The sequence below is a fragment of the Rhizobium sp. BK650 genome (genome assembly GCF_014195325.1).
Classification (GTDB): domain Bacteria; phylum Pseudomonadota; class Alphaproteobacteria; order Rhizobiales; family Rhizobiaceae; genus Rhizobium.
The window spans coordinates 221,382-246,873 of sequence record NZ_JACIBK010000003.1 but is presented as its reverse complement, the minus strand read 5'-3'; the positions used below and the strand labels follow the sequence as shown (position 1 = coordinate 246,873).

Annotated in this window: 25 protein-coding genes and 1 pseudogene; 12 read left to right on the top strand and 14 right to left on the bottom strand. The window is 60.0% G+C overall.

Going from position 1 to position 25,492, the window contains the following annotated elements:
• Positions 1-130 precede the first annotated feature (130 nt).
• A complete protein-coding gene (locus FHX15_RS09425) occupies positions 131-685 on the top strand; it encodes an NUDIX hydrolase (protein WP_184395967.1) in 555 nt (184 codons plus the stop codon).
• Between the two features lie 256 nt (positions 686-941).
• On the opposite strand, the gene FHX15_RS09420 is transcribed toward FHX15_RS09425, so the two are convergent.
• From FHX15_RS09420 to FHX15_RS09410, 3 genes are all read right to left on the bottom strand, one after another.
• Positions 942-1,439, bottom strand: a complete 498-nt coding sequence (locus FHX15_RS09420) for an SRPBCC family protein (RefSeq protein ID WP_184395964.1) — start codon at positions 1,437-1,439, stop codon at positions 942-944.
• On the bottom strand, positions 1,429-1,782 hold the full coding sequence (locus FHX15_RS09415) for an ArsR/SmtB family transcription factor (RefSeq protein WP_184395962.1): 354 nt from the start codon (positions 1,780-1,782) through the stop codon (positions 1,429-1,431). Before FHX15_RS09415 ends, FHX15_RS09420 begins: the two co-directional genes overlap by 11 nt.
• 370 nt (positions 1,783-2,152) lie before the next feature.
• Positions 2,153-2,602: a DUF4168 domain-containing protein gene (locus FHX15_RS09410; RefSeq protein WP_184395960.1), complete on the bottom strand. Its 450-nt coding sequence runs from the start codon at positions 2,600-2,602 to the stop codon at positions 2,153-2,155.
• A gap of 852 nt (positions 2,603-3,454) precedes the next feature.
• Here FHX15_RS09410 and FHX15_RS09405 point away from each other — a divergent pair.
• The gene (locus FHX15_RS09405) at positions 3,455-3,655 is read left to right on the top strand and encodes a hypothetical protein (RefSeq protein ID WP_183735913.1); all 201 of its coding nucleotides are present in this window, start codon (positions 3,455-3,457) and stop codon (positions 3,653-3,655) included.
• 154 nt (positions 3,656-3,809) lie between these two features.
• Here FHX15_RS09405 and FHX15_RS09400 read toward each other — a convergent pair whose 3' ends face one another.
• On the bottom strand, positions 3,810-4,286 hold the full coding sequence (locus FHX15_RS09400) for an Lrp/AsnC family transcriptional regulator (RefSeq protein ID WP_184395957.1): 477 nt from the start codon (positions 4,284-4,286) through the stop codon (positions 3,810-3,812).
• Between the two features lie 103 nt (positions 4,287-4,389).
• On the opposite strand from FHX15_RS09400, the gene FHX15_RS09395 reads away from it, so the two are divergent.
• Positions 4,390-4,923 carry an alpha/beta hydrolase gene (locus FHX15_RS09395; protein ID WP_184395954.1) on the top strand — a complete coding sequence of 178 codons (534 nt, stop codon included), beginning with the start codon at positions 4,390-4,392 and terminating at the stop codon, positions 4,921-4,923.
• 199 nt (positions 4,924-5,122) lie between these two features.
• On the opposite strand, the gene FHX15_RS09390 is transcribed toward FHX15_RS09395, so the two are convergent.
• Both FHX15_RS09390 and FHX15_RS09385 read right to left on the bottom strand, forming a co-directional pair.
• Entirely contained in the window at positions 5,123-7,003 is a 1,881-nt protein-coding gene (locus FHX15_RS09390) for a methyl-accepting chemotaxis protein (RefSeq protein ID WP_184395952.1), read from the bottom strand.
• 254 nt (positions 7,004-7,257) lie between these two features.
• Positions 7,258-8,243 (bottom strand): annotated as a pseudogene (locus FHX15_RS09385) (quinone oxidoreductase family protein).
• A 57-nt stretch (positions 8,244-8,300) separates the two neighbouring features.
• Here FHX15_RS09385 and FHX15_RS09380 point away from each other — a divergent pair.
• Entirely contained in the window at positions 8,301-9,203 is a 903-nt protein-coding gene (locus tag FHX15_RS09380) for a LysR family transcriptional regulator (RefSeq protein ID WP_409527003.1), read from the top strand.
• A gap of 317 nt (positions 9,204-9,520) precedes the next feature.
• On the opposite strand, the gene FHX15_RS30780 is transcribed toward FHX15_RS09380, so the two are convergent.
• Entirely contained in the window at positions 9,521-9,829 is a 309-nt protein-coding gene (locus FHX15_RS30780; protein WP_210290642.1) for an MliC family protein, read from the bottom strand.
• 288 nt (positions 9,830-10,117) lie between these two features.
• Here FHX15_RS30780 and FHX15_RS09370 point away from each other — a divergent pair, with 288 nt between their 5' ends.
• Positions 10,118-10,318 (top strand): hypothetical protein, encoded by a 201-nt coding sequence (locus FHX15_RS09370; RefSeq protein ID WP_184395948.1) that lies wholly within the window; start codon positions 10,118-10,120, stop codon positions 10,316-10,318.
• Between the two features lie 190 nt (positions 10,319-10,508).
• Here the strand turns inward: FHX15_RS09370 and FHX15_RS09365 are convergent, their stop codons facing one another.
• Positions 10,509-11,411 carry a LysR family transcriptional regulator gene (locus FHX15_RS09365; protein ID WP_184395946.1) on the bottom strand — a complete coding sequence of 301 codons (903 nt, stop codon included), beginning with the start codon at positions 11,409-11,411 and terminating at the stop codon, positions 10,509-10,511.
• 280 nt (positions 11,412-11,691) lie between these two features.
• Between FHX15_RS09365 and FHX15_RS09360 the strand changes: the two genes are divergently transcribed.
• From FHX15_RS09360 to FHX15_RS09350, 3 genes are all read left to right on the top strand, one after another.
• A complete protein-coding gene (locus FHX15_RS09360; RefSeq protein ID WP_184395944.1) occupies positions 11,692-12,888 on the top strand; it encodes an alpha/beta hydrolase family protein in 1,197 nt (398 codons plus the stop codon).
• 337 nt (positions 12,889-13,225) lie between these two features.
• Positions 13,226-13,513, top strand: coding sequence for a PRC-barrel domain-containing protein (locus FHX15_RS09355; protein ID WP_184395942.1), 288 nt, complete (start codon positions 13,226-13,228; stop codon positions 13,511-13,513).
• Positions 13,514-13,589: 76 nt separating this feature from the next.
• The gene (locus FHX15_RS09350; RefSeq protein WP_184395940.1) at positions 13,590-14,135 is read left to right on the top strand and encodes a cupin; all 546 of its coding nucleotides are present in this window, start codon (positions 13,590-13,592) and stop codon (positions 14,133-14,135) included.
• Between the two features lie 145 nt (positions 14,136-14,280).
• Here FHX15_RS09350 and FHX15_RS09345 read toward each other — a convergent pair whose 3' ends face one another.
• Positions 14,281-15,186: an alpha/beta fold hydrolase gene (locus FHX15_RS09345; RefSeq protein WP_184395938.1), complete on the bottom strand. Its 906-nt coding sequence runs from the start codon at positions 15,184-15,186 to the stop codon at positions 14,281-14,283.
• Between the two features lie 263 nt (positions 15,187-15,449).
• Here FHX15_RS09345 and FHX15_RS09340 point away from each other — a divergent pair, with 263 nt between their 5' ends.
• Positions 15,450-16,106 (top strand): glutathione S-transferase family protein, encoded by a 657-nt coding sequence (locus FHX15_RS09340; RefSeq protein WP_184395936.1) that lies wholly within the window; start codon positions 15,450-15,452, stop codon positions 16,104-16,106.
• A gap of 201 nt (positions 16,107-16,307) precedes the next feature.
• Entirely contained in the window at positions 16,308-16,910 is a 603-nt protein-coding gene (locus FHX15_RS09335) for a hypothetical protein (protein ID WP_184395933.1), read from the top strand.
• 4 nt (positions 16,911-16,914) lie between these two features.
• Here FHX15_RS09335 and FHX15_RS30775 read toward each other — a convergent pair whose 3' ends face one another.
• Positions 16,915-19,386: a PAS domain S-box protein gene (locus FHX15_RS30775; protein WP_210290641.1), complete on the bottom strand. Its 2,472-nt coding sequence runs from the start codon at positions 19,384-19,386 to the stop codon at positions 16,915-16,917.
• 320 nt (positions 19,387-19,706) lie between these two features.
• Between FHX15_RS30775 and gltS the strand changes: the two genes are divergently transcribed.
• Entirely contained in the window at positions 19,707-20,912 is a 1,206-nt protein-coding gene (gltS, locus tag FHX15_RS09325; protein ID WP_184395929.1) for a sodium/glutamate symporter, read from the top strand.
• Positions 20,913-20,947: 35 nt separating this feature from the next.
• Here the strand turns inward: gltS and FHX15_RS09320 are convergent, their stop codons facing one another.
• Positions 20,948-21,430 (bottom strand): winged helix-turn-helix transcriptional regulator, encoded by a 483-nt coding sequence (locus FHX15_RS09320; RefSeq protein ID WP_184395926.1) that lies wholly within the window; start codon positions 21,428-21,430, stop codon positions 20,948-20,950.
• 111 nt (positions 21,431-21,541) lie between these two features.
• Between FHX15_RS09320 and FHX15_RS09315 the strand changes: the two genes are divergently transcribed.
• Entirely contained in the window at positions 21,542-22,264 is a 723-nt protein-coding gene (locus FHX15_RS09315) for a hypothetical protein (protein WP_184395922.1), read from the top strand.
• 76 nt (positions 22,265-22,340) lie between these two features.
• Here the strand turns inward: FHX15_RS09315 and FHX15_RS09310 are convergent, their stop codons facing one another.
• The 3 genes from FHX15_RS09310 to FHX15_RS09300 form a co-directional block, all read right to left on the bottom strand.
• The gene (locus FHX15_RS09310) at positions 22,341-24,125 is read right to left on the bottom strand and encodes a PAS domain-containing sensor histidine kinase (protein ID WP_246778908.1); all 1,785 of its coding nucleotides are present in this window, start codon (positions 24,123-24,125) and stop codon (positions 22,341-22,343) included.
• A 288-nt stretch (positions 24,126-24,413) separates the two neighbouring features.
• Positions 24,414-24,818: a PAS domain-containing protein gene (locus FHX15_RS09305; RefSeq protein WP_184395916.1), complete on the bottom strand. Its 405-nt coding sequence runs from the start codon at positions 24,816-24,818 to the stop codon at positions 24,414-24,416.
• Positions 24,819-24,999: 181 nt separating this feature from the next.
• Positions 25,000-25,458, bottom strand: a complete 459-nt coding sequence (locus FHX15_RS09300) for a DUF3237 domain-containing protein (protein WP_184395913.1) — start codon at positions 25,456-25,458, stop codon at positions 25,000-25,002.
• Between the last annotated feature and the right edge of the window lie 34 nt (positions 25,459-25,492).

The window sequence follows — 25,492 nt, the reverse complement described above, 5'->3', positions numbered from 1 at the left end:
CTGCCATTGCGCGATTGTCAACAAGGCGGAAAGGCCTGCGCTGGCGATCGTGTCGCCATCGCCATCGCCAACGCCGGCGCGGTGAACTACTGTTCGAAAATCCACGCGCTCGAAACAGGGGAATTTTCATATGGACGACGGCTGGAAGGTGCTCGAAACGAGGACGATCCTGCAGGATCGATGGCTGAATTTACGGGCCGACGATTGCCTGACGCCTGACGGGGTGACGATTTCGCCTTATTACGTGATGTCCTATCCCGATTGGGTCAATATCGTTGCGATCACCCCGGACGATCGTCTTCTGCTCGTTCGCCAATATCGACACGCGGCGGCTAAGTTCTTCCTGGAAATACCGGGAGGCGGCCTCGACGAGCGGGACACCGACACTGAAAAGGCGGCCCGCCGCGAACTGGAAGAGGAAACCGGATACATTGCCCAAAACTGGCAATTGATCAGCAGCTTGTATCCAAATCCGGCCTCTCACACGAACCGCCTTCACACCTATCTCGCGACCGGCGCCGAGCGCCGATACGAGCAACGCCTCGACGCCGGGGAAGAGGGCCTGACGGTTCACGCCCTTCCCATCGCAGAAGTACTGGATGGATTGCAGACCGGCCTGATCGGCCAGGCCCTTCACGTATCGTCCATCCTCCTGGCGCTGCAGACGGCCGGGCGGCTAAGGTAACAGCCAAGCGCTCCACGAAATGGGAACGGCGAAGAGCCAGGCGGCCCTTGAGAAAAAGACCCCTCCCCAACCCCTCCCCACAGGTGGGAGGGGCTGACCCGGCCGCGCCGCCTCGCTTCTTCCGAAACGTCGAAAATTTGGAAAGCGGGTGCGGCAACTTAAGCCCCTCCCCCTTGTGGGGAGGGGTTTGGGGCGGGGTCTTTCTTCGGTCCAAACCGGCTACATCCAGCAAAGACCAGCGAAGAACCAGCCGGCCTCACGCCTCTCCTGCGCCGAGCGTGAGAAGAAGCTCGTCCAGCTGCTCGAACTGCTCGGGCAGCCCGCCCTCCGCCCCGGAATTCGCGTCGAGCGCTTCCTTCGAAGGATAGACTTCGTGCACTACCAGCAGCGTCTTTCCATCCTTTTCCTCGAAGGTGACGGTGGTTACAGAACCGTCTTCACTTTCCTCATTGGTCCAGACGAGGCGCGCGTTCGGTATCACATCGAGATACTTACCGAAGAATGCCATGGAATTCGAGGCATCCTGGCCGAACTCGAGACGGTATGTGCCCCCGGTGCGAACGTCCATGTCGCAGGAGAGCAGCGGCACTCCTATCGACTTCGGCGCCCACCACCGCATGAACAGTTCGGGCGTCGTCCATGCCGCAAACACGATGCGCGCGGGAGCGTCGAAGGTTCTCGTAACGACCACTTCGCGCTCGGACTTCCGCTCCACTGTCGTGGGGTTCTTCTTAAGGTCAGGCTTACTCTCCATCGTCCTTCTCCTTCTGTTTCAGTTCCTCGACAAGATTGTCCAACGCATCGAAGCGGGCGTTCCAGAGTTGGCGGTAGCTCTCGATCCAGCCCGCCTCCTCCTCCAGCCGGCGCAGGCCGAGCCTGCAGGTGCGCACGCGCCCAATCTTCTGTGTGGTGACGAACCCTGCCCGCTCCAGAATGCCGACATGCTTCTTCATACCCGTCAGCGTCATATGAAATTTTTCGGCAAGATCGGTAATCGAAGCATCCGCACGCCCGAGCTGCTCCAGAACGCCGCGCCGGGTGGCGTCCGAGAGCGCGGCGAACGAGGCATCGAGACGAGCTGTCGAATACTGAACCATTTGGTTCAGTTTATAATCCAGAGATGCGCGGTGCGCAAGTGGACCGGCCGGCCTGCAATCCAACCAGCACCTCCGCAATGGGAAGGGCATGAAGGGTCAGCCCCCCGCAACGCAGGGCAGGCAAATCAGGCGGAGACTATGACCACGGGCTTGCTCCAGACGGTTCCGGCTATTCCTGCGCTGTCGAAATCGCGATTACGGGCTTCGAGCGGGCCGTCGAGCATGTGGATGCCGTCGTGCGCGATCTGCGCGAGCGATCCGATGTGGACCAGAACCGGCTCGTCATCGCCGGAGTCTCACGCGACGGCATCCTGTCGATCGCAATGCGGGCATGCGCCCGGCGATCTCCATTGCCCAGAAGGGCGCAGCCCTATTTCTGCTGCTGCGCCGGCGGCGGGGCGCCGATCTTTTCCAGAACTTTCTTGGCGAGAGCAGGATCGCTTTGTGCGGCCGTCAGAATCGACGAGTATTCCTCGACAGAGATGCCGTTAGAGGCTTCGACGGTATCGACCATCTGCTTTTTGGCTTCTTCCTGCAGCTTTTGCTTCGCAGCCTCGTCCTTCGTCGCGCCGATTTTGGCCGAATATTCCTGCCTGACCTTGTCGACCTGCAGATAGGCGACGGCAAAGGCCTCGATTTTCTGATCGCTGACGGGGGCGGCTGCACCATTGCCGCCCGCCTGCCCCTGCATCGGTGCCCGCCCTTGCGGCTGCTGTTGCGCCTGGGCTATATCCTCGGCGGATGCCGGGCTGAGAGCAAGCAGGCTGAAGACCACAGCGGTCATCGTTGCGACTTGTGTGTAACGAGTGATCATAGTCATTCCTTTTCACGTGCATGATTTGATCGGCAGCAGGACCGCCTCGGTCGATCGCTCAGCCGCTAGGGCCTGGCGAGGTCGCAACGATGGACTGTTAAGAGGGCACGGTGCGGCGGTAGCGGGGCAATTTGCTGACGATTGAGCGGCAGCTTTGTGACTACCGACATGCCGGCCGGGCGCGGATAAATCCGGTGCGAGTGAAAATTCTCCCGTTCTTATCAAGTGCACCGACTTTGAGGAACATCCGTGTCATCGGGATCGCAATAGATGGCGCTTTCGCCCGTCACGTCTGCGTTCGCCCTCTCATACCGTCGCCTACTTCTTTTGGAGCAGAAATGTACGGAACGATAATTTTCCGTACGCGAGGATAAGGACAATTGCGCCCCATGGCTGTATTTAAATAGCCACGGTCAATTCCTAAAGACAGAAAGAGACCAGAATATTTCACCTTCCAGCGCCGCGTATGGACAGAGCAATTCCAGGTGAAACGGCAGGAATTCAACAAGAAACACGGAAATACAAGGAGGGCAGCCATGAACTGTCCGGGAAATATTCGTGCGTGTTCTGCATAGGCTTCAGCCTATTGCGGAGCCTCTTCGTCACACAACCCGCAGCCGCTAAAAAGAATACTTATAACCGGCTGTACAGGCCTCCTCGATCTCTCAGCTGGGGGGAGAATTGAGGCGATCAATGGCAAGGCCATGTGTGACGAAGCGAGGGGTTGCGCGCAAGCTCAGGCGCTTGAGTCGATGCGTATGAGCCTGATGCCGACGCGCAACCCCATTTTATCAACTCATCTATCGAACCTGAGAATTCTGATGCGAGCTGCCCTCTCATGGGCAAACGGAGGCTAAGATGATCACGACGGAAGACCAGAACCACATCGAACTGAAACAGACTGCGAACTGCAGAAGGGACGTCGAAATCGCAATGATGGGAATGCTCACCAATCTGCAGAAACATGGATGGTCGGCAGCGGAGCTGGCACTGGCGCTTGCGGATGCCTCCGAAGAGCTCGTCATGCTGATCGCCAGCAAGACGGTGAGATCGAATTAAAGCACGTCGCGCAAAAGTGCGTAGCGATTTTGCGGCAACGACATGCGTAAAAACTGACGGAAGCGGCGAGTTTGTCGTATCGCATTGCGATACGACGCCGCTGTTTGAACTTGGCAGCGAAACCCGTGGCACCTCTATCGCGATTGCTGCGAAATCAGTCCTTCCTCATGAGCTCGCGCCCGATAGGTTTGGCGGGCTCGCTGCGTAAAACGATCGCAGTGTTGACCGAGCCGTAGCGGGCAATGGCGTCGACGATGCTTTCCAGCTTCGCCGGCGAAGGCACGATGACTTTCAGGTGAAAGCAGTCTTCTCCAGTCAGCCTGAAAACTTCAATAACCTCAGGCATTTCCGAAAACTGCTTCAAGCAGGTCTTGATGTATTCGTGCGTGGTGCGCAGACGGATGATCGCCATCATCCCAAGCCCGACCGAGGTGGGGTCGATGACAGCCTTGTAGCCGCTGATGATGCCGCGTTCTTCAAGCCGCTTCAGACGTTCCGATGCTGCCGGCTGCGAGAGGCCGACCCGTCTTCCAAGTTCGGAGACGCTGATGCGCCCGTCGCCCTGCAGGGTTTCGATCATGGCAATGTCGGTCGGGTCGAGCTCGGCACGACTATCGAAATATTTCGCCATGAACTTTGAATCCATCGGTTTGCGGTGAACTTCTCCGATGAATGCCAATTTATCCACGTTGAGTAAACGGTCATGTTGGCGCGGTAATCGAGAGAGGTGACGCATGACCGAAATCATCCATCTGCCGGGCATCGGCAATTCCGGAGATTCCCATTGGCAAAGCCGTTGGGAGAGCGCCGATCCCTCCATCCGCCGTTTTGCCCCTGCGAGTTGGGACGAGCCGGATCTCTCCGATTGGATCGCGGCGCTGGAGCAGGCCGTGCGTGCAGCGCGAACGCCGCCCGTTCTGGTGGCTCATAGCCTGGCCTGCCTGCTCGTCGCACATTGGCATCAGGTTTCCGATCTGCCGATCAAGGGGGCAATGCTGGTCGCCGTGCCGGATCCCGCGTCTGCGGCTTTTCCCGCGCAGGCGGCAAGCTTCGCCGAGGTACCCCGGAAGCGCTTTCGATTTCCCTCTCTCATCGTGGCAAGTACCGATGATCCCTATGGTTCGCTGCCCTATGTCGAGATGCGGGCAGAGCAATGGGGAAGCGAGTTGAAGGTGATCGGCGCGGCCGGCCATATCAACGGCCAAAGCGAACTCGGCGATTGGCCGGAAGGCCTGACGCTTCTGAGAAGCTTCGAAAGCCGCCTGTAGCCGCGTGGCCGGCAACGCGAAAAGACCCCTCCCCAACCCCTTCCCACAGGTGGGAGGGGCTTAACTTGCCGCACTCCGCTTCCCCATATTCAGCGTTGCGGGAGGTGCGAGGCAGTGCTCAGGGTTAGTCCCTCTCCCTTGTGGGGAGGAGTTGGGGAGGGTCTTTGCCCGGTCCACCGAACTGCCCTGCCCGCAGGTTTCATCGCTGGCTGAGGCGGCGTGCAGCTACCAGATCGACCACCGCGCCGGCTTCAGCCGACCGGGCGCTGTGTCGATGTTCGCCTGCCCCGCTCGCACTGCCCCCTACTTGAAACTGGTTGACCAGCTCGCGCAGGCGCCCTGCTTCCGAAGACAGCGACGCGACGGCTGCGGTCGACTGTTCGACCATTGCCGCATTCTGTTGCGTCGACTGATCCATCTGGTTGACCGCGGTGTTGATTTCGGCGAGGCCGGTCGACTGTTCACGTGCCGCGGTGGCGATGGCGTCCATAACCTGATTGATCTGCGCGACATAATCGCCGATCGATTTCAGCGACGCTCCGGTCTGGAGAACGAGTTTCACGCCATTCTCGACTTCGGCCGACGACTGCTGGATGAGCACCTTGATTTCCTTCGCCGCTTGAGCGGCACGCTGCGCGAGCTCCCGGACCTCCTGCGCCACGACGGCGAAACCCTTGCCTGCCTCGCCTGCGCGGGCCGCCTCGACACCGGCGTTCAATGCGAGAAGGTTTGTCTGGAAGGCGATTTCATCGATCACGCCGATGATGTTCGAAATCTGCTGCGAACTGCCTTCGATGCGCCGCATCGCCTGCTCGGCTTCCGATACCACGGTTGCCGAATGCTGCGCGCTGGCATTGGCTTCCCTTGCCACGTGACGCGCTTCCTCGGTCCGCTTGGTCGCGGTCGAAACCGTCGACGTAATCTCATCGAGGGCCGCCGCGGTCTCTTCGAGCGAAGCCGCCTGCTGCTCGGTCCGTTTCGACAGGTCCTGGGCACCCGAGGCGATCTCGCTGGTGCCGTTATCTATGCTGTGCACCGTCTGCAGGACGGCACCGATCGTTGCCCCCAATTGGTGCAGCGAGGCGTTGAAGTCCTGGCGCAGGGCTTCATATTCCGCCGCGAATTGCTCGGAAAGCTGAAAGGATATGTCGCCTTCCGACAGACGCCGCAGTCCCTCACCCAGCGCCGTCGTCGCAAAGCGCAACTGCTCCGCCTCGCGCTCGGCCCGCTGCTGAGCCGCCGCGCGCGCCGCTTCGGCTTCGCTCCGCGTTGCCGCAGCTTCCCTTTCGAGCCTCACGACATTGAGCGCATTCTGCCGGAAGACTTCGACGGCACCCGCCATGTCACCGATCTCGTCGGCGCGACCGGCATAGGGGATATCGCTGTCGAGATCGCCGGCTGACAGCCGTCCCATTGCTGATGCGATCCTGCGGATCGGAGCGGCAATTCCGAAGATTGCGAACATAATGCCCGCCGCGGCAATCGTCACCGCAAGCGCCGCAATCACTGCCGTCTGCGTGAAGGCCGAATTCGCCGAAGCGCTGCTCGCATCCACGAAACCTTCCGCCTGGTTGAGGATGAACTCGACGAGATCGCCGATGCGAGCAGTCACCACCCTGCCCTGCGGCTCCATCACATCCTGGAAGAGGTTTGCGGCGTCGGATGGCTTGCCGCTGGTCTGCAGGGAAACCATCTGCTTCGCCAGGTCTTCGAATTTGGAGAGCTCGGGCTTAATCTGATTGATCAGTTCACGCCCCCGCTCGGTGCGGACGCCGTTTTCATAGTCGAGGACGAACTTGTCGAGGGAGGCGGCCGCAGCGGTGATCTGTTGCTTGCCGTCGCTCTGGTCTTCGGCCGTCACATCCAGGAGGAAATCGGAATAAGCCAGCTGCAGATCAAGAAAACTGCCCTTGATCTCGCGCGCCGTCACGAGCCGCTGCATCCAGAAGTGACCGATCTGCTCCGCGTGCGAGCTGATCGTCGAGATCGTACTCAGCGACACATAGGACAGACTGATAACGAAAATGCTGATGGCAGACAGCGTCAGAATAAGGGCCTGCTTGATACTTGGGCGTTTCATGCGAGTCTCCTATCGCAGTGGCCGGACCAGCTTGCCGGCCGATATGAAATCTCACCTCGCATTGATAATTTAGTCTTAACTAAACCTCGTCCCTGCTTCATTTTCCGCTAACGCGCGGCTGGCTGTAACTTCTGCGTTCATTCTGCTGCACCACAATTTCCGGATCCACAAACCCCGGTATTAACGGCACCGCAAGGTGCAGCGGCCGCTAGAAACTGATGATGCGCGAATTTCCGCATGCGCATGATTCGTCATCACGGCAGCAGCAATATACTGCCCGCCGCCCTGCCCGCTTCCATCTCTTCGTGCGCTTTCGCCACATCCGCCAGTCGGTATTCGGCCGCGATCTCGCAGACAATGCCCCGCTCCATGGCGGCGACGGCAGCCCCCGCCGCCTCGCGATAGCGGTCGAGATCGGTGCTCCAGGCCATGATGCTCGGATGCGAGAGCGATTTGCCCGGCCGAAGCTCTTCCACGGCACCCGCGGAATGGGGCCGGCGGCCTGGCCGATGGTGATCGCCGTGCCGAACGGGCGCACGGCGCGGATGCTCTTCAAGAGCATGTCGCCGCCGATGCCGTCATAGGCGACATCGACGCCGTTTCCACCAGTCAGCCGCTTGACCTCCGCGACGATATCGGCCCCTCGCCCGACGATCAGGTGATCGGCGCCGTAGGATGCGGCAAGCGACGCCTTCTCGGGCGAACCGACCGTGCCGATGACGGTGGCGCCGAGCGATTTCGCCCATCGCACGAGAATGCTGCCGAGCCCGCCGGCGGCGGCATGGATCAGCACGGTGCTGCCGTCGCCGACACTGCAGACCTTCTGCAGTAGCATATAGGCCGTCATGCCCTTGAGCAGCGAGCTTGCCGCCACCTTCGCCGAGACCGCATCTGGAAGCTGGATTGCCCTTTCGGCGGCGATGATCCGGCTGGACGAATAAGCGCCGGCCGGCGGGCCGCCATAGGCGACGCGGTCGCCTGGCGAGAAGCCGGTGACATCGCCGCCAACCTCCTCGACGACGCCTGCCGCCTCCACGCCGATGACGGCGGGATAGGAGGGCAGCGCGTAAAGCCCCTTGCGGTGATAGATATCGAGGAAATTGGTGCCGATGGCCTGATGGCGGATTTTGATTTCGCCGGCGCCGGGAGACTGCGGCAGCTGACCCTGCAGGCTGAACTGGCTGACATCGCCGGGAGCGTTCAGCAGGACGATCTGGTCTGTCTTCGTCTGGTCTGGCATTGGTCGTTTTCCTTCATGGGGATGCGTTATGGAGGAAACTAGGCCGTAGCCTCATGTGTGAAAATTCCCTATTGTCGCACAATGATTGGGAAGAAAATCACACAGATAGCCAATTTCACACAGATAGATTGGGACGATCTCAGGCATTTCCTGGCGCTGGCGCAGGCGGGAACCTTTCTCGGCGCAGCAAGACAGATCGGCGTCGAGCACGCGACGATCAGCCGGCGCGTCGCAGCCCTCGAGAAAAACCTCGGCCGCAAGCTCGTCGACCGGCGCGGGCGGCGCATCGTGCTGACCGCTGAGGGCGAAGAGGTTGCACGGCACGCGGCGAATATCGCCCAGCAAACGGCTGTTATCGAGCAGCTTGGCCGCACGAGTGCCACCGACACGCGCGGCCATGTGCGGATCAGCGCCCCGCCTGCGCTTTCGAGCGTGCTTCTGGCAAAACCCATTGCCGCCCTCAGACGACAGCATCCGGGCATCGAGATCACACTGACTGGCGAAAAGCGCTTCGCCTCGCTGAACCGCCGCGAAGCCGATATCGCGGTGCGCCTGTCGCGGCCGGAAGACGGCGATTATGCCATCACCAAGCTCGGGGAAATCGCCTTCCACCTCTATGCATCGAAAGCCTATCTCGAAAGCGTGCCGGAGGCGCAATGGACCTTCATCGGCTATGACGAAGGCATGAACGCCTCGCCCCAGCAACTGCGCCTCTTCGAGCTCGCCGCCGGCCGTCCGATCGCCATCCGCTCCTCTGTTCTTGAGTTTCAAGCTGCCGCCGCAAGATTCGGCGGTGGCGTCGTCATGCTGCCTGATTTCGCGGTGCCGGATGGGGATGGGCTTGAGCGGATCGAGGACGAAAACCCGCTGACGCGGGAAGTATGGCTGGTTGTCCACGCCGAGATCAGGGACGTACCGGCTGTGAGAGTGGTGATGGAAGCGCTGAAGGGGGCGTTTTGAGATGTAGCAAGGACGTAGGAGGAACCATCCTCACTGCGGACGGCGGCTTGGACACCTGAAAGGCTCGTCAAAACCCCTCCCCAACCCCTCCCCACAAGGGGGAGGGACTCTTCGTGGCACCCACCTCGCCCATTTGAAACGCTGAGGGTGTGGGAAGCGGTGCAGCAAATTAAGCCCCTCCCCCTTGTGGGGGTCCGAAGGACGGGTCGAGACCCGTGGCTCGACCCCGGTCACGTTTGGGGCGGGGTCTTTTTACGAAATCGAAGGACTGAACTTCGCCCGGGTTTGCCCATCGTCTCACCAGCCCGCCCACCAGATCACTGCACATGGCAGCTGGTCGTTCTGCCCGGCGCCTCCAGTTGCGCATCGTTGCCTTTGATCCAGAACAAGACTTTCCCATCCGTATAACGCGCACCGGAGCCAGACAGGCCCTGCGGCAGGCGGAAGCTCTGCCCGCCCGTGGTCAGCAGCACCTCGCTCGGCTCGCTCACGAAACGCGCCGTCGCCCCCTCGCCGTCATCGCAGCGATAGATGACCGCCGCCTTGTCCTCGGCAGATGCCGGCGTGACGTTCATCAAAAGCACCGCACCTGCCAATGCAGATACACTGCTGTTCATCCTGCTCATGCCCGTCTCCCTCGGTTGGAAATTGCGTGAGCGACCCGAGCCACCCGCACTACGACCTGCTCGACCTCTGGGATTGCCGGCAGGATGACCTCTGGAAAAAGATGGCACCAGCTGTCGAATTCGCGCCCGCTTGCGCGTCATCTTGTCAGAGACGTCAAGGAGAACAGCCATGACGATGACCACGACCGCTTTCGAATGCCCGCTGCAATTGCCTTGTTTTTGTCACTACCTTGACATGTGTTCTTTACAAAGGCAACCTACTATAGGTAAGGAGATGGAGGATAGGCCATGAGCGAGATGACTGCATCGGACATGCTGAGAGATCCGCTGATCCGCCAGGTGTTGCGGGCCGACAGGATCAGCCTTGCCTCTTTCGCAGCGCTGCTCGACGCCGCCAGCCAGCGGCAGGCCCGTCGCGCCGCCGAAAACGCGGCTCCGCGGCCTGCAGCTCCGGAGGCCTGGAGCGGCGAGGCTCTTTCCACCGTTTGACATTCCCCTGCCCGATCAGGGCTACCTTCGGCTCGCCCTAGCCAGGCGGGCTTTTTTTTGCGCCGTGCCCGACCGCGCCAGGCCACCCGGTGGCGATCGGGGCGGCGTTGTTGACCAGACAGGGGATGTACACCTGCAATGCATTCACAGGCGGCAGCTTCTCAATGCAAGCTACAGGAATTTGCCACGGTCATGATTGAAGCTTCACGCGATTTTGCAAAAGATCGGTGATTGCCGCGGCCAGAAAATCAGCGACACGGCGGATGCGGGCGCTGGTGCGCACCTCCTCGTGCATGACCAGCCAGACCGGCATCGGTGGCATGAGATCGATTGGCACGCGCTCCAGCGTTGGAACTTTGTCAGCCAGCATGACCTGAGCGAAGCCGACGCCGAGACCCGCGAGCGTCAGGTTCCAATAGACCATTTGATCGTCGCATCTGATGGGAAACATGTTTCTCTGAACAGGCTGGCCATTGGCCGCAAATACTTTCAGAATGACTTCGCTTCGATCGAAGCCGATGATGTCGTGCTCCAGAAGATCCCGCATCGTGGCGATGCGGCCACGCTTGTCGAAATATGACCTGGCGCCATAGAGGCCAAGGGGCGCATCCCCGAGCTTGCGCGCGATCAAATCGCCATGTGTCGGATCGGCCATCCGAATAGCGATGTCGGCGTCTCGTCGGAGAAGATTTTGATTTGTGTCCGAAGCGACCAGTTCGATCTGAATACTCGGCTCAGCCTGTCGAAGCTCGGCCAGGATGGACGGCAGCCACATATTCGCGACCATGACCGAGCTCGTCACGCGTACGGTGCCTGTCAACTGTTGCGAGCGGCCGAATGCCTTGAGGGCCAAGGCTTGAGCAGCTTCCCCCATGTTCCTGGCGTCGCTGATGAGCCCGAGTGCGGCTTCCGTCGGCTCGAGCCCACGTGCCGTACGGACGAACAGTGTCACACCAAGCACGCCCTCCAGCTCACGAACATGGCGACTGAGCGTGGGCTGAGCCACCTTCAAGCGCGAAGCTGCAGACGAAAGCGATCCGGATTCCACGACCGCCAGAAATGTTCGCAGCAAGGTCCAGTCTAGTCGCTCCATGCTCTCCCCAAACCGATACTAGGCTGCGATTTTCCCGACATGTCGGCGCACGGGCTATGCAAAACTGTATAGGTCGCATCCATTTTTAGCCAGTCCAAATTGTTCCAGTCCTGTCTAAGTTTAGGTTAGCTCCTTCGATGAGCTGTTGAAAATGTTTAGTATTCATCGGGTTTTCGTCCACTTACGGGAATCGCGCCAAATATCTCAAAGAGCAGATCACGGTTGATGCTTGTATAAAAAGAGTAATTCCGCGCTACGGCGCGTTGAAGAGGATGTGAAGATGAAAGTTGTATTCAAAGACGACCATTTCGCATTTGAACTCGTCAGAAACCTCGGCTTTATGTACTACGGAGGATCTGACCTCGGGGAAATCGTAGCCACCGGCAGCAAGATCAAGGAAGGAGACTTCGAGAACTGGTTTGACGAATGGGACAAACGCGCCCGGCGCACATTGTCTCGTGCCGACGACAGTTTCTCTAGGGGGCACCTGGTCAGCGCTCGCGAGGCCTATCTGCGCGCATCGACGTATTTTCGGATGGCTGAATTCTATCTCCACGGCAATCCGGATGATCCGCGGATTATCTCAGAATCCCGAGCTTCCCAGAAGGCTTACAACAAGGCCGCGGATCTCACGGGTCCCACATGGGAACGGGTTGAAATCCCTTATGACAACACGACGCTCCCTGGCTACTTCTACAAGGTGGACAACAGCGGCGAACCACGGCCCACCATCATTTTTCACGGTGGTTTCGACTCCAGTCTCGAGGAGCTGTTCTACTACGGCGGTGCGCCCGCCAATAGGCGCGGGTTCAACTGCCTCACCTTCGACGGCCCGGGACAAGGCGCCCCGATGCGTGAACAGAAGCTGCCATTCCGGTATGATTGGGAGAAAGTCGTCACTCCAGCCGTTGACTATGCGTTGTCGCGATCTGATGTCGACGGTTCCAATCTCGTCCTTATCGGCATGAGCCTCGGCGGCTATTTAGCAGCTCGTGCGGCGGCATTTGAACATCGTTTCCGCGCCTGCGTCTTTTTCGACGGGGTCTACGATTTTCATGAGAGCCTGCACAAGCTCTTGCCGGCCGATGCGATCGCGGCTTTCGAAGCAGGCGACTCCGACCGTTGTCAGGAAATCGTCGAGGCAGCCATGCCTCACAGCACTCCCCTCCGTTGGGCTGTTACACAGGGGACCTGGTCACTTGACGTAAAGACGGTTGCGGACCTTCTGGAGATCACCAAGGCCTACACCATCAAGGACGTTATCAAGCAAATCAGATCTCCGTGCCTGGTTCTGGAAGCCACGGGAGACATCTTTTTTGTGGGCCAGCCGCAGCGTGTTTTCGACGAACTCACGGCTCCGAAGAAATTCGTGGCGTTCACGGAAGAAGATGGAGCGGAAAACCACTGCCAATCCGGCGCCCTTGCGTTCAAGGATCAGGTCGTATTCGACTGGATCGATGAGACATTGAAGTCGTAAGCCGTTCAGGTCAGGAGGCGGGCGAAGGTTTGATGAACCTTTTGCCCATCCGACACGGTGAATCAATCCAAAATCAGGAGGCACCAATGGAGCACGTCAACAGCGGGCTGGGCGGACGCTTGCCGCTTTTCAGACCAACGCCGGCAATCGCGAGGCGAGCATCGCCAAGCTTAAAAGGCTGAGGGAGGAGAATCGGCAGCAAGTCGACATATTCTGCTTGCCGCATGGGCCTGGCGACGGCGTCAAACATTGCGGCTACAGATAGTGCGGCCTGCCAAGGCTAGGAACAAATGCGAACCGCCGGGGTTCATGCCTCACATGACAAAGGAGGAATCTCATGGACCATAGCAATCATGTTCGGTTGGCAGCGGATGAACTCACGCCAGTAAACCTCGAAGGTGCTACCGTCTACGGAGCCAATGACGAGAAGGTTGGAACGGTAGATCACATTCACGGAACCAGTCTCGCAGTCATAGACGTCGGCGGCTTCCTTGGGATTGGAGCCAAACCGGTCGCCGTCCCATTCAAAGACTTCGACTGGATGAGAGATGAGGACGGCGTCGTGCATGCCGTGACGGGCTGGACCAAGGACCAGCTCAAAGACATGCCCGAGCACCGGGATTGAAGCGTCGCCCGGCCCAAGTGCCGGGCTTTCCGCTCCGCCGGATTACATTCTGCATTGTTCTTGTGTGGGGGAAGGAATGGAAGCGCAAAAGATGTTTTTTGACAGAAGCGACTGGGTGCCTAACAACCAGACGCTTCCGGTTATCGTCTATCGCGAAATCTTCATCTGCGATGACGGGTGCGAGGAGTTCGCGCGCCTATTCACCTCGCACGGATGGGAAGGTATATGGCGCGATGGGGTTTTCGATTATCAGCACTATCATGCAGGCGCTCACGAAGTGCTTGGGGTCGGAAGAGGAACGGCCAAGCTGCTGATCGGCGGCCCTACCGGTAAAGTGCTTGAGTTGCACCCGGGAGATTGTCTCGTCCTTCCAGCGGGGACGGGACATCAAAAACAGGGCGCGAGCAGCGACTTTCAAGTGGTCGGTGCCTACCCTCCAGGCCAACACCCCGATATTCAGACAAGCGCTGCGACCGCAGAACTCCTCAAAAAGATCGCCGAGGTTCCATTGCCGGAAACCGATCCGGTGCAAGGCGCCTCTGGCCCGCTGTTTGAAGCTTGGCATCTGGGCGACAAGCAAGCAACCGATTCAGATATCGCTTCGGCAGGAAAAAGCGGTTGAATGTTTTGACGGTATCGCTCTTGTTTGCCTGTCTTGCCAGCACCCAGGCGGCCTCCTCGTTCTGCGCACGGGCCCGTCAAAGGGAGCCATGGTGTAGAAACGAGTAAGCGAAGCCGATCCGACGCTTGTCTGGCGAAAAAGCCAATCACCGCCGCATATCCAGCGTCTTGCCCGCAAGATCGCCCGGCGTCTTGCCCGCAAGATCGCCCAGCATCGCCAGCGCAAGATCGCGCGCGACATGGTGCGGCATATGGCCGACGCCGTCGAGCAGTTCGATCTTTGCCGAAGGATGCCTCTCCTGCAGCCAGTCGAGATGCCACAAGGGCTCGATGACCCGGTCCTCGCGTCCGAAGAGGATGGAGAGCGGCAGATCGGCCGGCAGGCTTTCGAGCGGCTGCATGTCGCCGTTGAAGGCCCAGAGTTCCTCGGCCATGGTGGCGATCGAGGCGGCATTGACCATATGCATGGCCGGCAATGTGGAAAGCCCCGATGTCACCGGATTGGGATAGGAAGAAGCGCGCAGGCCGCGCTCGAGGAAATAGGCCGACCAGCGGGCAATCACATGCTGGCGGATGACCGGGCCGACGAACGGCGCCATGGCGCTGCGCAGAACGATGAACGGCTTGAACGGAACGGGCCGGCAGCAGGGCGAGATCAGAAACAGGCCCTTCACCAGATCCGGCCGGCGGGCGGAAAGATGCAGCGCCGGCGCACAGCCGATCGAATGGGCGGCGAGCACCACCTCCTTGAACTCCAGCGCCTCCAGGAAGCGCTCAAGCCAGAAGGACTGGCCAAGCGGGCCCCGCTCGCCGGCGGGCAATGCCTGGCTGAAACCATAGCCCGGCCTGTCGGGCGAGATGATGTTGAGCCCGCTGCCCGCAAACGGCATCATCACCTCCTCGGCGATACTGCCGCAGCCATGCAGCAACACGACGGGATTTCCGTCTGCACTTCCGCTTTCGAGCATATGGATCTGCTCGCGACCGGTTTCGATGATTTCGCCGACCTGAGGGGAAGCGGCCGGCGGAGGAAGAGGCTGCCCGTACTTCATGACCCGCAAACGCAAGCGCGCGGAAAACGTTCCCCTCGCCGCCTGAAATCAGGCTGCTTTCAGACGGTTAGAGCATGGCGATCGGCCTGCAGCCGCGCCCATTCGTGCTAGGCAAGTTCCAGCCGCTTGGCGAGGAATTCTCTATCGGTGAACAATTCCCAGACCCGCTCCGCTTGCCCCACGCGAAAACGATTTCCATCATCCCGTGTCGGATTCCCGCCCGTTCGGCCGTCTTCCAGGCGGCTAGATCATGGAGAACTGTCATGACGATTACCATTACTGCCTTCGAACGCTCGCCCGACCGCGGCAGGGGTCTTGCGCGCGACATGCGCGTTCGCTGGGCGCTCGAAGAGGTGGGTGAGCCCTATGAGGTCCGCCTCGTCTCGTTCCAGGCGATGAAGCAACCCGCCCATCTGGCGCTTCAGCCTTTCGGGCAGATTCCGACCTATGAGGAAGGCGATCTCGCCCTCTTCGAATCCGGCGCGATCGTCCTGCACGTCGCGGAACACTATCCGGGCCTGCTGCCGGACGATGCCAATGCCCGCGCCCGCGCCATCGCCTGGCTCTTCGCCGCCATCTGCACGATGGAACCCGTCATTGTCGACCGCGAAACCGCCAGGCTCGAAGAGGGCAAGGAGCCCTGGCACGAGGAGCGCCTGGCCTATGTCCACGAGCGCATCCGCAAACGGCTCGGCGAACTTTCCGCTCGGCTTGGCGCTGCCGAATGGCTGGACGGAAGTTTCAGCGCCGGCGACCTGCAGATGATCTCGGTACTCCTAAGGCTGGAGGGATCGCCCCTGCTGGACGAATATCCGAACCTCTGCGCCTATATCGCGCGCGGACAGGCACGCCCTGCATATAAGCGTGCCTTCGAGGCGCAGAGGGCGGTGTTTCTGGCCGCATTGGCTGGCGGGCAATAGTCCCGATCGGCCGATGGACGGCGAGAGCCGTGACCGCTTTGCGTTAATAGCGTCATGCCAGGCGTTCGCGTCCCCTTGACTTCGCGCGACACGCGCGCACACTTCGGCTGCCGCGGTATTGTGTATCGCGGTATCGCGATGGGGCCATCGTGGACTGGGGGGCAGAAGACCCCAGCCCGTCTGAACGACGTGAGGTGCGCGATGAACGATAACCGGACAAATTTCTTCGGGATCAGCGGCTACTTGGCTCCGGAGGAAATCAAACTGCTCAGGAATGTCTACCAAGCCATCGCCGACCAGCCATGGTTCACGTCCGACAGAAATGCCCGCGACCGTTTCGCGGCACACATGCTCGAGATGTATCGACGCGGACTCGTTGTTCCGGAAAAATTGCGCGATTTCTGCATGACAGTGGCTCGAGCAAAATACTCCGAGATTGCCTGCGCGGATCACCCGTTGACAAACCGTCGCGTCCTCGTCGTTGAGGACTGCTGGGATCAGGCGCTTGAGATGGTCCGTGTTCTCTCGCATTGCGGAGCAGCCGTCGTCGGCCCCGCCTCGAATGTCGTTGACGCAATGTGGCTGCTCGACAAGCGACGCGTGGACGGAGCGCTTCTGGACGTCCGACTCGGTGGCGAGAAAGTATTCCCGGTCGCGGAAAGACTTCGGGACGAAGGCGTGCCTTTCGCGTTCATCACGGGGTATAATGATCACATCCCCAAAAGCCTTGGCACTGCGCCGCGAGCAATCAAACCGATGACCCCGGAGCAAATAACCGGTCTGGCAACCACGATGGTGCTCTGATCGGTCAAAGCCGACTGACGGCCTCGACGATCTGTATCATTGAGATGGGTTTCTGAAGACGCGGAACGTCCCGCATATTGTCGGGAATGACTTTGGCGTCGTATCCGGTCAGGAAGACGAACGGTATTCCCTGGCTCCTGAGCACTGCCGCTATTTCAAAGCGCGCACCGCCGCCGCCGAGGTTCAAATCAAGGACCGCATACGTGGGTTTGGTGGTGTCGAGCAGCGCCAATGCCATCTCCTCGGTCGGACACGGCCCGAGAACGTCTGCCCCGGCACTTCGAAGCGCGGAAGCGATGTCGGCGGCCATATAGTATTCGTCTTCGACGACAAGAATGACGCGGTTCTTGAGATCAGGTGCTCCGGTCATGTCGAGGCTGCCCCCGCGAATGGTGATGGGCGCCGGCGCGTCGGTTTCCAGGATACTTTCACCGTCGGTCAGCGGGATTTCCAAATGACATCTCGCCTGAGCGTTTTGGATGGTGACCTTGGCATTGCCTCGCAGTTCGTAGGGAATTTTCCCCTCGATAAGCTCACTGCCGAAGCCGCGTCGGGTCGGCGGATCACGCAGCGGCGCGCCCTCCTCGGTCCAATCCAGGATTAGCCAGTTCGTACCGCGCTGATCGAAGGTCGTCCACCGCACGGCGACCTTGCCGTTTTCAACGGAGAGCCCCCCATATTTGAGCGCGTTCGTCGCAAGCTCGTGGAACGCGAGCGTGAGCACTTCGACGATCTTGGGAGAGACGGTGATGTCGGGACCGACGAGTTCATATTGGCCATGGTGGTGGGCCAAAGCGCCAATCTCGTTTTCGATGACGACCCTGAGCGACTCGCCGGCGTTGGCATTGCGCGTGAGCAACGTCTGAACTCTGGCGAGAGCAAGGAGCCTGCCCACTAGCGCGGATCGATAATCCTCGACCGAAGCTGGACCGTCGGCGCTTCGGTTTGCCATAGAGCGGATCATGCCCATGATGTTCCTGACGCGGTGCTGCAACTCAGCAAGAAGGACGCCTTGATGCTCAACCGCCAACTTCATCTCGGTGACGTCTTCCGCAATGCCGCCAACGCGCACCACGTTTCCCGTCTCGTCGTAGAGCGGAAAGCCTGTATCCCTGATCCAACGGAATGAACCATCGTTCCGCCGAATGCGGAATTCATGGACGCCCGGCTCGCCGTGGCGCGCCTGCCTGACGTGGTTCATAGCCGTGTCCCGGTCCTCAGGTACGATCATCGCGGCCCAGCGCCTGATGTCGCCGAGGAAAGTGTCGGGTGCGGTGCCATAGATTGTCGCAATGGCCGGGCTGACGAACTCCATGTTAAGCGTCTCGGCGTCCCGCATCCACAGCGCTGCTGCGGAGGCGTTGGCGAACTGCTGAAACCGCTCCTCGCTGTCGCGCAACGCCGCTTCGGCGCGGGCGCGCTCGATAAAATCGGCCGCCTGACGAACCAACACGTCAAACAGTCTTAGTTCATGTGGCTCTGGGCGGTGAGGATTGCGCCAGTGGGTGGAGATCATCCCGATGATCTTGCCGTCACGTCCGATGAGCGGTGTGGACTGAACGGCGACGATTCCGCTCCCCTTCCAGTAGGGCATATTATCGGATGTGCGGGTCAGCTCGTCCGTCGTCACATCTTCGATGATCACGCGCTCACCGTGGCTTAGCGCCGCACCACAACTCGATCCGGTTGCAACCGACACCCGTTGCCAGAAATTTTCGGCTTCCGGGCTGAAGTTCCGGGACGCTATCAGGCGCAGTTCGCCCTGCTCCTGGTCCATCAGCTGGATGCTACCGAAGTCGGCGCCCAGGATTGCGATCGCGGTGCCGACAATCTGTTCGTAGAATTGAGAGCCGGTATCCTGGATGAGCTGGCCGCTCAGCGCCTGCAGGCTTTCGGCAGCGGCCAAGTCGGCCGCCAACCTCGCCTCGCTTTCACGCAGGGCGATCTCGGCACGTTTGCGTTCGGTGATGTCATAGAACACGCTGACCAGCCGCCTGCTTCCAGAGCCGCCGATGCGTGCTGTAGAACTATGAATCCATCGACCCGTGGGTTGGTGCCACCTTTCAATTTGCTCGGCCTCTCCGGTTTCAACCACCCGACCAAATGTTTCAATCCAATATGGCTCCGTTCCAGGCATTACCTCGCTAGCCAGCTTGCCTGCGACATCCTTCAATCCGCTCTGCTTTTCATAACCGGCATTCGCCTCGAGAATCTTCCAATCGACAGGTCTGCCAAGGTCGTCATAGATCATTTCAAAGATGCAGCAGGCTTCGATCATCGTTTCAAAGACTGCACGAAACTTTGCGTCGCTCTCGCGCAAGACTTCGTTCCCACCCCCGCCGTCCGCGAGGACTTGCTGAAATTCCCCTGCATCAGCCATCGCAAAGCTCCTCGCGTGGAACATCGCCCACGAAGTCCATAAGCTGCATCGTATCACACTAACTAGCGGTCGCTGGGCTCTTTCAGAAAAGCCCAAAAGGCTAACTGCCAACCGCTGCATAACGCGGCGAATCGAAAGAGGAGGCCGCTTCAGGCCGACGCATGGCGAAAGCCACAGCCAATTCGCGGGGTAATGAGGGCCACCCCCTGACATCGAGGAGCGCCGCCCCAGACCGGGCGCTAAGCTTCCGGCGAACACGATCAGCGCAAGCAGCGTAATATTCGTTGCCGAGATGCCGGGTGCGAACTGGTCGCTGAGGAGCAGCGAGACGACGAAACAATATTTCCACTGGCCCGGTCAAAGCGCGTGTGTCAATCTTTTGCAACCGACAAGGCGCGTGGCGGTGAAGGTGGCACATGTCGACAATCGAGCTCCCGGGACTGCTGTCTTTCACCATAGCGATCCTCGTGTTCTTCGCCGGCGCGCATCTCAATCGGCTCATCCCTGCCCTTACCCGCTGGAGCATCCCGGAGGCGGTCACGGGCGGGCTCCTGGCAGCGCTCGTCACGCTCGTCGCCTATGAGTTCTTCGGCATCGAGATCAGCTTCGAGCTTGCCGCACGTGACCTGCTGCTGCTTTACTTTTTCACCGGCGTCGGCCTGAACGCGCGGATTTCAGATCTCCTTGCCGGAGGCAAGCCGCTTCTTATCCTGCTCGCCCTCACGCTTGCGTTTCTAGTAATCCAGAACCTCCTTTCCATGGCGGCGAGCGAAGTGCTCGGTCTTCCGCAAGGCATGGCAATCCTTCTCGGTTCGATCTCGTTGATCGGCGGACACGGCACAGCGATTGCCTGGGCACCGATCGTGTCGAGCCGTTTCGGTCTCAGCAATGCTCTCGAAATCGGCATAGCCAGCGCAACGCTCGGCCTCGTCATCGCCAGTCTCATCGGGGGACCGATCGCACAGTATCTGATCGCCCGGAACGGCTTGAGCGGCCCCAAGGACGAGGAGCTGACGATCGGCGTGTCGCGGGACGCCGTTGTCGGCCAGGAAGACGATGTCAGTTACATCAGTCTGTTGCGCACATTGCTCGTCACAAATATTGCAATCATCATCGGCTACGCCCTGCACGAGGTTATCCTCGAAGCCGGAATCAATCTGCCGCTGTTCGTCGTCTGCCTGCTGGTCGCCATCGTGATGACGAACAGCATTCCGATCCTGGCGCCGCACTTGCCCTGGCCGGCACACACCCGCGGCCTGGCGCTCATATCCGATCTCTCGCTCAACGTATTCCTGGCGATGTCCTTGATGAGCATGCAGCTGTGGAGCCTGAGCGGACTGGGCCTTTCGCTCGCTATCGTGCTCGCGGTACAGACGCTTGCTGCCATCGTCTACATCATCTTCGTCGTGTTCCCGGCCATGGGGCGTAACTACAATGCCGCGGTCATTTCAGCAGGCTTTAGCGGGATTTCGCTCGGAGCGACCCCGACGGCAATAGCCAACATGACGGCGGTCACCAAAATACACGGAGCAGCAACCGTCGCATTCATCATCCTGCCGCTCGTCTCCGCATTCTTCATCGATCTGGCCAACGCAGCAGTGCTCGGTTTCCTTGTCCGGTGATTGGTCCTGCATCCCGGGATGCAGCTGCTAGACCCTCATCGCCTGGCGGGCTCGTCATCCCCGGCCGTTGAACGACACGCTTGAATGCGAAACTGCTGAGGTCCCAGAGATCGCCCATCCCCCGCCGCAAGCTGAAGCTTCTGCAGGGGCTGCCCGTTCAGGCTGTCCACGACTGCGTAATCCAGTTCTCCGGGTTCAAAGCAATGCTCCTCCCCCCATTGCCAGAGAGCGACGAGGACTACGCTGAGGTCGTAGCCTTTGGGCGTCAGAAGATAGAGATGGCTGAGGGCGGAGTCAGGGTCCGGCTCTACCGTGAAGATCCCCTCCTCCACGAGCTTTCGCAGGCGAGCCGACAAGATGTTCTTCGCAAGCCCGAGGCTCTTCTGAAACTCGGAAAATCGCCGAAGCCCCTTGAAAGCCTCTCTGATGATGAGAAGCGACCACCAATCTCCGACGGCTTGCAGAGAACGCGCGATCCCGCACTGGGCGTCCCCCATGTCAGTTCGCTTGCCCTTCATTTTTCCGCCTTTCGTCCGAATAACGGTTGCAAAGTTAAACCATATGGATTTAGATGTCGATAGGTTTCAAACTTAAACCTTTACGATCATCACGAACCGGAGGGTCTTGACGTGACCGACCTATTGGATCTGGCAATCGAAGCGCATGGCGGCCTGCAACGCTGGCAGCAGATCGAGCGATTGCATGCACATATCAAGGTTGGCGGCGCGGTCTGGCATGTGAAGGGCTGGCCGGATGTCTATGCCGACATCCGCACCTCGATCTCCACCCACCGTCCGCACACCGAATTCACTCCCTTCCTGCAGGAAGGGCAGCATTGCGTCTGGGAGCCGGAGCGAACGGCTGTTATCGCTGACAGTGGTGATATCATCGAGCAACGCGCAGCGCCGCGCTCCTTCTTCGAAGGACACACGATCCCCACGCCCTGGGACCGGCAGCATCTGATCTATTTCACCGGCTATGCCATGTGGACCTATCTGACGACGCCGTTCCTCTTCGGGCTTCCCGGTTTCAGGACGCAGGAGATCGAGCCGTGGCACGAGGAAGATGAAATCTGGCGCCGGCTGAAGGTAACCTTTCCCTCAACAGTCCCGAGCCATTCCACCGTGCAGACCTTCTATTTCGATCCGGACGGTCTGTTGCGGCGCCATGACTATAGCGTCGATATCATGGGCGGCACCAGGAGCGCCAACTATGCAAGCGATCACAAGAGTTTCGCCGGCCTGACGATGCCGACCAAGCGGAGGGTTTACGCGACCGGTGCGGACAACCGGCCCATCCTCGATCGTGTCGCCGTCTCGATCGACTTGCTCGAGGTCAGCGTCGAGCCGTAGCGGCCGCCGGCAGCACCGTTGTTTTCGATCGCATCGGTATTTTCCATGCCCGCCAGAGCGGACGCCTCGCTTGCAGTCAGGAATTCGCTTCGTTGAATGAAGGATCTGCGGAAATCTCGCAGACGACACCATCCGCGTTATAGGAAATAACCGACTGGCCATTCAGCTCGGAGGCAAGCAGGCGCTCGATCAGAAGCGAACCGAAGCCCTTCCTGGCGGGAGGGCGCACAGTCGGTCCGCCTCTTTCCATCCAGCGGAACCTCAGCCCCGAGCCATCCTGCTCCCAAGCGATCGAAACCCGTCCGTCCGGCACGGAAAGCGCGCCATATTTCGCGGCATTTGTCGCAAGCTCGTGAAGCGCCAGTGAAAACGCCACGACTGTCTTGGCGGGCAGCAGGACCGGGCCTCCCCTCACCTCGAATTTCTCGGACGCAAAGGGCGAAAGCGCCTGTTCGACCACCGAGCGCAAATCAGCTTTCTGCCATCCGCCGTGGGTCAGCAGATCATGAGCCCGGCCGAGAGACGCCAGGCGCGCGCCGAAGGTTTCGACGTCGGCCTGGTTCGCCTCGCTTCGCCCGAACGTCTGCCGCGCAACCGCGCTGACGGTTGCAAGCACATTCTTGACCCTGTGGTTAAGCTCGCCGACGAGCATCGCCTGGAGCCGCTCCGCCTCTTTGCGAGCCGAGATGTCATGAGCTATTTTCGAAGCGCCAACTGCATGTCCCGCACTGTCGAAGATCGGCGAGACGCTGAGGAGAACATCCACCAGCCCTCCATCCTTTCGCACCCTGACCGTCTCGTAGGGCTCGACGATCAGGCCGGCAGCGATCCGCCTGAGAATGGCCGGCTCCTCATGCTTGCGGTCATCGGGGACCAGCATGAGCACCGATTGCCCGATCACCTCGGCTTCGTCATAGCCGTAAAGCTTCTTTGCCGCCGCGTTCCAGCTGGTGATCCTCATGTCGAGATCGATGCCCATGATCGCATCGTTCGAAGAGGCGATCATCGACGCCAGATGCGCCTCCACCTCGCGGACCCGCTTGCGCTCGGCTATGTCAACGATGATCGCAGCGGCTTGGTTGATCCGGCCGGTTTCGTTGCGGATAGGAAAGACCGAATTTGCCGCCCAGACGAGTTCGCCGTCCTTGCGGACATAACGCTTTTCGATATCGAAGCTCTCGCCGGTCTCCACCATGCGCCGGTAGAGCCGCAGAGTTTCGGCGCGGTCCTCCTCGAACGTGATGTCCTCGATTGTCATGCCCACAAGCTCTTCGGCGGAATAGCCGACCAGCTCGCATAAGCGCTGGTTTACGCTGAGGATCCGTCCGCCCAGATCGGCCTGTGCGATACCGGCAGCAGACTGGGCGAAAATCGCTTGCAGGCGTTGCTCGTTTTCCCGCAATGCGGCTTCGCTGCGGACCCTGTTCGTCGTCTCGTTGACGATGCAGAAAACACCGCGAACATGCCCCTGCTCGTCACGGACCGGCGAATAGGAAATGTCGAAATACACGGTCTCCGGAACGCCATATCGCTCCAGGTAGAAGGGGCGGTCCTTGGCGGCAACGGTTTCTCCGCTATCGAGGACACGGCTCAAAAGAGGCTCGAGATCGTCCCAAAGCTCGCTCCAGTTTTCCCGCGCCGGCCGGCCGAACGCCCGTGGATGCTTATGGCCGATCGTCGGCGCATAGGCATCGTTGTAGAGTGCCACGAAATCCCTGCCCCAGAACAGGACGATCTCGGCCCGCGAGGGAAGCATGATATCAACGGCGGATTTCAGGCAGTTCGGCCATTGGTCCATCGGCCCGAGACTGGTCCGCGACCAGTCCGTTGCGGAGAACAACCCAGCCATTTCTCCGCCCATGATCGATCCTTTGCCCCCGGACATCTTCCCAACGCGATTTCTTGCGCAATTCAGGGGCTTATGCCAGCCCTTTCAATCCGCCAAAGTAAAAATTTAGTGCGCAACCAATGACGCGCAAGGGCGTGCAAGAGCGAAGGCAATAAAGTGTGGCTGACGGGACGCACCCTGGCGCTGCGCGGCCGAGAAAGCACCTGCTGAAATTGCATCGACCGCACCCAATGGCCTGTGGCCGGCAGCGCCTGTGAAAGCTGCGAGGCGTGTCGCATGCGTCCGGATCGGTGGGGCACTTCAATGCGCCCGCGATCCGTCCTCTTCTTGCTCGGCCGCCGGCACGACGATGCCGGAATAGAGCACAGGTGATCCGCTGTGATCGCGAAATGCCCGGCCGAAGGCCTCGACCATCCGATATCGGCCGTCCCTGCCCTGGACGCGATACGTGCTCTGCTGTGCGATATCGGCGACGAGCACCTCCGAGATCGTCTTCGCCAGCTGCGGCCGGTCGTCGGGATGCACACGCGCGAGATAGTCTTCCAGCGGAAGGCCATGCACGGTGGCGGCGGGATCGAGGCCGAAAAGCTCGGCAAGCGCACTATCTGCGAAAACGAGGTTCTTCACGACATCCCAAGTATAGATTCCCGCATCGCAGGCTGCTTCTTCGAAAGCCTCGAACGAATAAACGGCCTCGCCAGTCATTGCCTGCATTCCCCCTGCAATTTTGTCGGGCGAGACTAAATGTCTGTTGCGCAACCGCAAGGTAGGGGAAACCACAATAGTACATCAATGCAGACAAATGTTCCTCCCGGCGCCGATTCGGATATCGCGGCGCCGGCGAGACCGGCGGCGGGCAGTTCGACCGCATCGCCGCCGGCGCGCTTTAGAGAATTTCGAATATATCGTACTCGACGCCACCGGCGCGACGGCCACCTTGCGCGACCGCGACAATCTGGTTGAGCCACTCATGCCTCGGCGCAGCCGTCTCGAAATAAGGTGTCGTCCGCAGATAATACTCCGAGGGGTCGACCTCATCGCCTTCAGCGAGACGCTTGTCGACGGCCTCAGAGGAACGCCTGACGCCGCGATAGGTCATCAGGATCAGGCCGCCGTCGTCGGCTGTCAGCAGGAGCCTGACATCCTGCTGGAAGGTGCCGTCCGCACGCCCGAGCAGAAGGTCAGAGCCGATCTGCGGCGAGACCTCTCCGTTTAGCCGCTCGCCCCGGAAATGTCCGCCGGACACGGGAAAAATCCGGCGGCTGCCGGCCGGCGTCCGGCCGAGATCGATCGCCGGATGAAGTGTCAGGAAGAGTGTCATTAAGTGGCGAGATTGCAGGGACATTTGAGATCACCTATTGTTTGCGCGAGCCCTGAAG

Excerpts from the sequence above, each read along its gene's own strand:
- FHX15_RS09425 (WP_184395967.1), top strand. The coding sequence starts at position 131 with ATGGACGACGGCTGGAAGGTGCTCGAAACGAGGACGATCCTGCAGGAT.
- FHX15_RS09420 (WP_184395964.1), bottom strand. The coding sequence starts at position 1,439 with ATGGAGAGTAAGCCTGACCTTAAGAAGAACCCCACGACAGTGGAGCGG.
- FHX15_RS09415 (WP_184395962.1), bottom strand. The coding sequence starts at position 1,782 with ATGGTTCAGTATTCGACAGCTCGTCTCGATGCCTCGTTCGCCGCGCTC.
- FHX15_RS09410 (WP_184395960.1), bottom strand. The coding sequence starts at position 2,602 with ATGACTATGATCACTCGTTACACACAAGTCGCAACGATGACCGCTGTG.
- FHX15_RS09405 (WP_183735913.1), top strand. The coding sequence starts at position 3,455 with ATGATCACGACGGAAGACCAGAACCACATCGAACTGAAACAGACTGCG.
- FHX15_RS09400 (WP_184395957.1), bottom strand. The coding sequence starts at position 4,286 with ATGGCGAAATATTTCGATAGTCGTGCCGAGCTCGACCCGACCGACATT.
- FHX15_RS09395 (WP_184395954.1), top strand. The coding sequence starts at position 4,390 with ATGACCGAAATCATCCATCTGCCGGGCATCGGCAATTCCGGAGATTCC.
- FHX15_RS09390 (WP_184395952.1), bottom strand. The coding sequence starts at position 7,003 with ATGAAACGCCCAAGTATCAAGCAGGCCCTTATTCTGACGCTGTCTGCC.
- FHX15_RS30780 (WP_210290642.1), bottom strand. The coding sequence starts at position 9,829 with ATGAGCAGGATGAACAGCAGTGTATCTGCATTGGCAGGTGCGGTGCTT.
- FHX15_RS09370 (WP_184395948.1), top strand. The coding sequence starts at position 10,118 with ATGAGCGAGATGACTGCATCGGACATGCTGAGAGATCCGCTGATCCGC.
- FHX15_RS09365 (WP_184395946.1), bottom strand. The coding sequence starts at position 11,411 with ATGGAGCGACTAGACTGGACCTTGCTGCGAACATTTCTGGCGGTCGTG.
- FHX15_RS09360 (WP_184395944.1), top strand. The coding sequence starts at position 11,692 with ATGAAAGTTGTATTCAAAGACGACCATTTCGCATTTGAACTCGTCAGA.
- FHX15_RS09355 (WP_184395942.1), top strand. The coding sequence starts at position 13,226 with ATGGACCATAGCAATCATGTTCGGTTGGCAGCGGATGAACTCACGCCA.
- FHX15_RS09350 (WP_184395940.1), top strand. The coding sequence starts at position 13,590 with ATGGAAGCGCAAAAGATGTTTTTTGACAGAAGCGACTGGGTGCCTAAC.
- FHX15_RS09345 (WP_184395938.1), bottom strand. The coding sequence starts at position 15,186 with ATGAAGTACGGGCAGCCTCTTCCTCCGCCGGCCGCTTCCCCTCAGGTC.
- FHX15_RS09340 (WP_184395936.1), top strand. The coding sequence starts at position 15,450 with ATGACGATTACCATTACTGCCTTCGAACGCTCGCCCGACCGCGGCAGG.
- FHX15_RS09335 (WP_184395933.1), top strand. The coding sequence starts at position 16,308 with ATGAACGATAACCGGACAAATTTCTTCGGGATCAGCGGCTACTTGGCT.
- gltS (WP_184395929.1), top strand. The coding sequence starts at position 19,707 with ATGTCGACAATCGAGCTCCCGGGACTGCTGTCTTTCACCATAGCGATC.
- FHX15_RS09320 (WP_184395926.1), bottom strand. The coding sequence starts at position 21,430 with ATGAAGGGCAAGCGAACTGACATGGGGGACGCCCAGTGCGGGATCGCG.
- FHX15_RS09310 (WP_246778908.1), bottom strand. The coding sequence starts at position 24,125 with ATGGGCGGAGAAATGGCTGGGTTGTTCTCCGCAACGGACTGGTCGCGG.
- FHX15_RS09305 (WP_184395916.1), bottom strand. The coding sequence starts at position 24,818 with ATGACTGGCGAGGCCGTTTATTCGTTCGAGGCTTTCGAAGAAGCAGCC.
- FHX15_RS09300 (WP_184395913.1), bottom strand. The coding sequence starts at position 25,458 with ATGTCCCTGCAATCTCGCCACTTAATGACACTCTTCCTGACACTTCAT.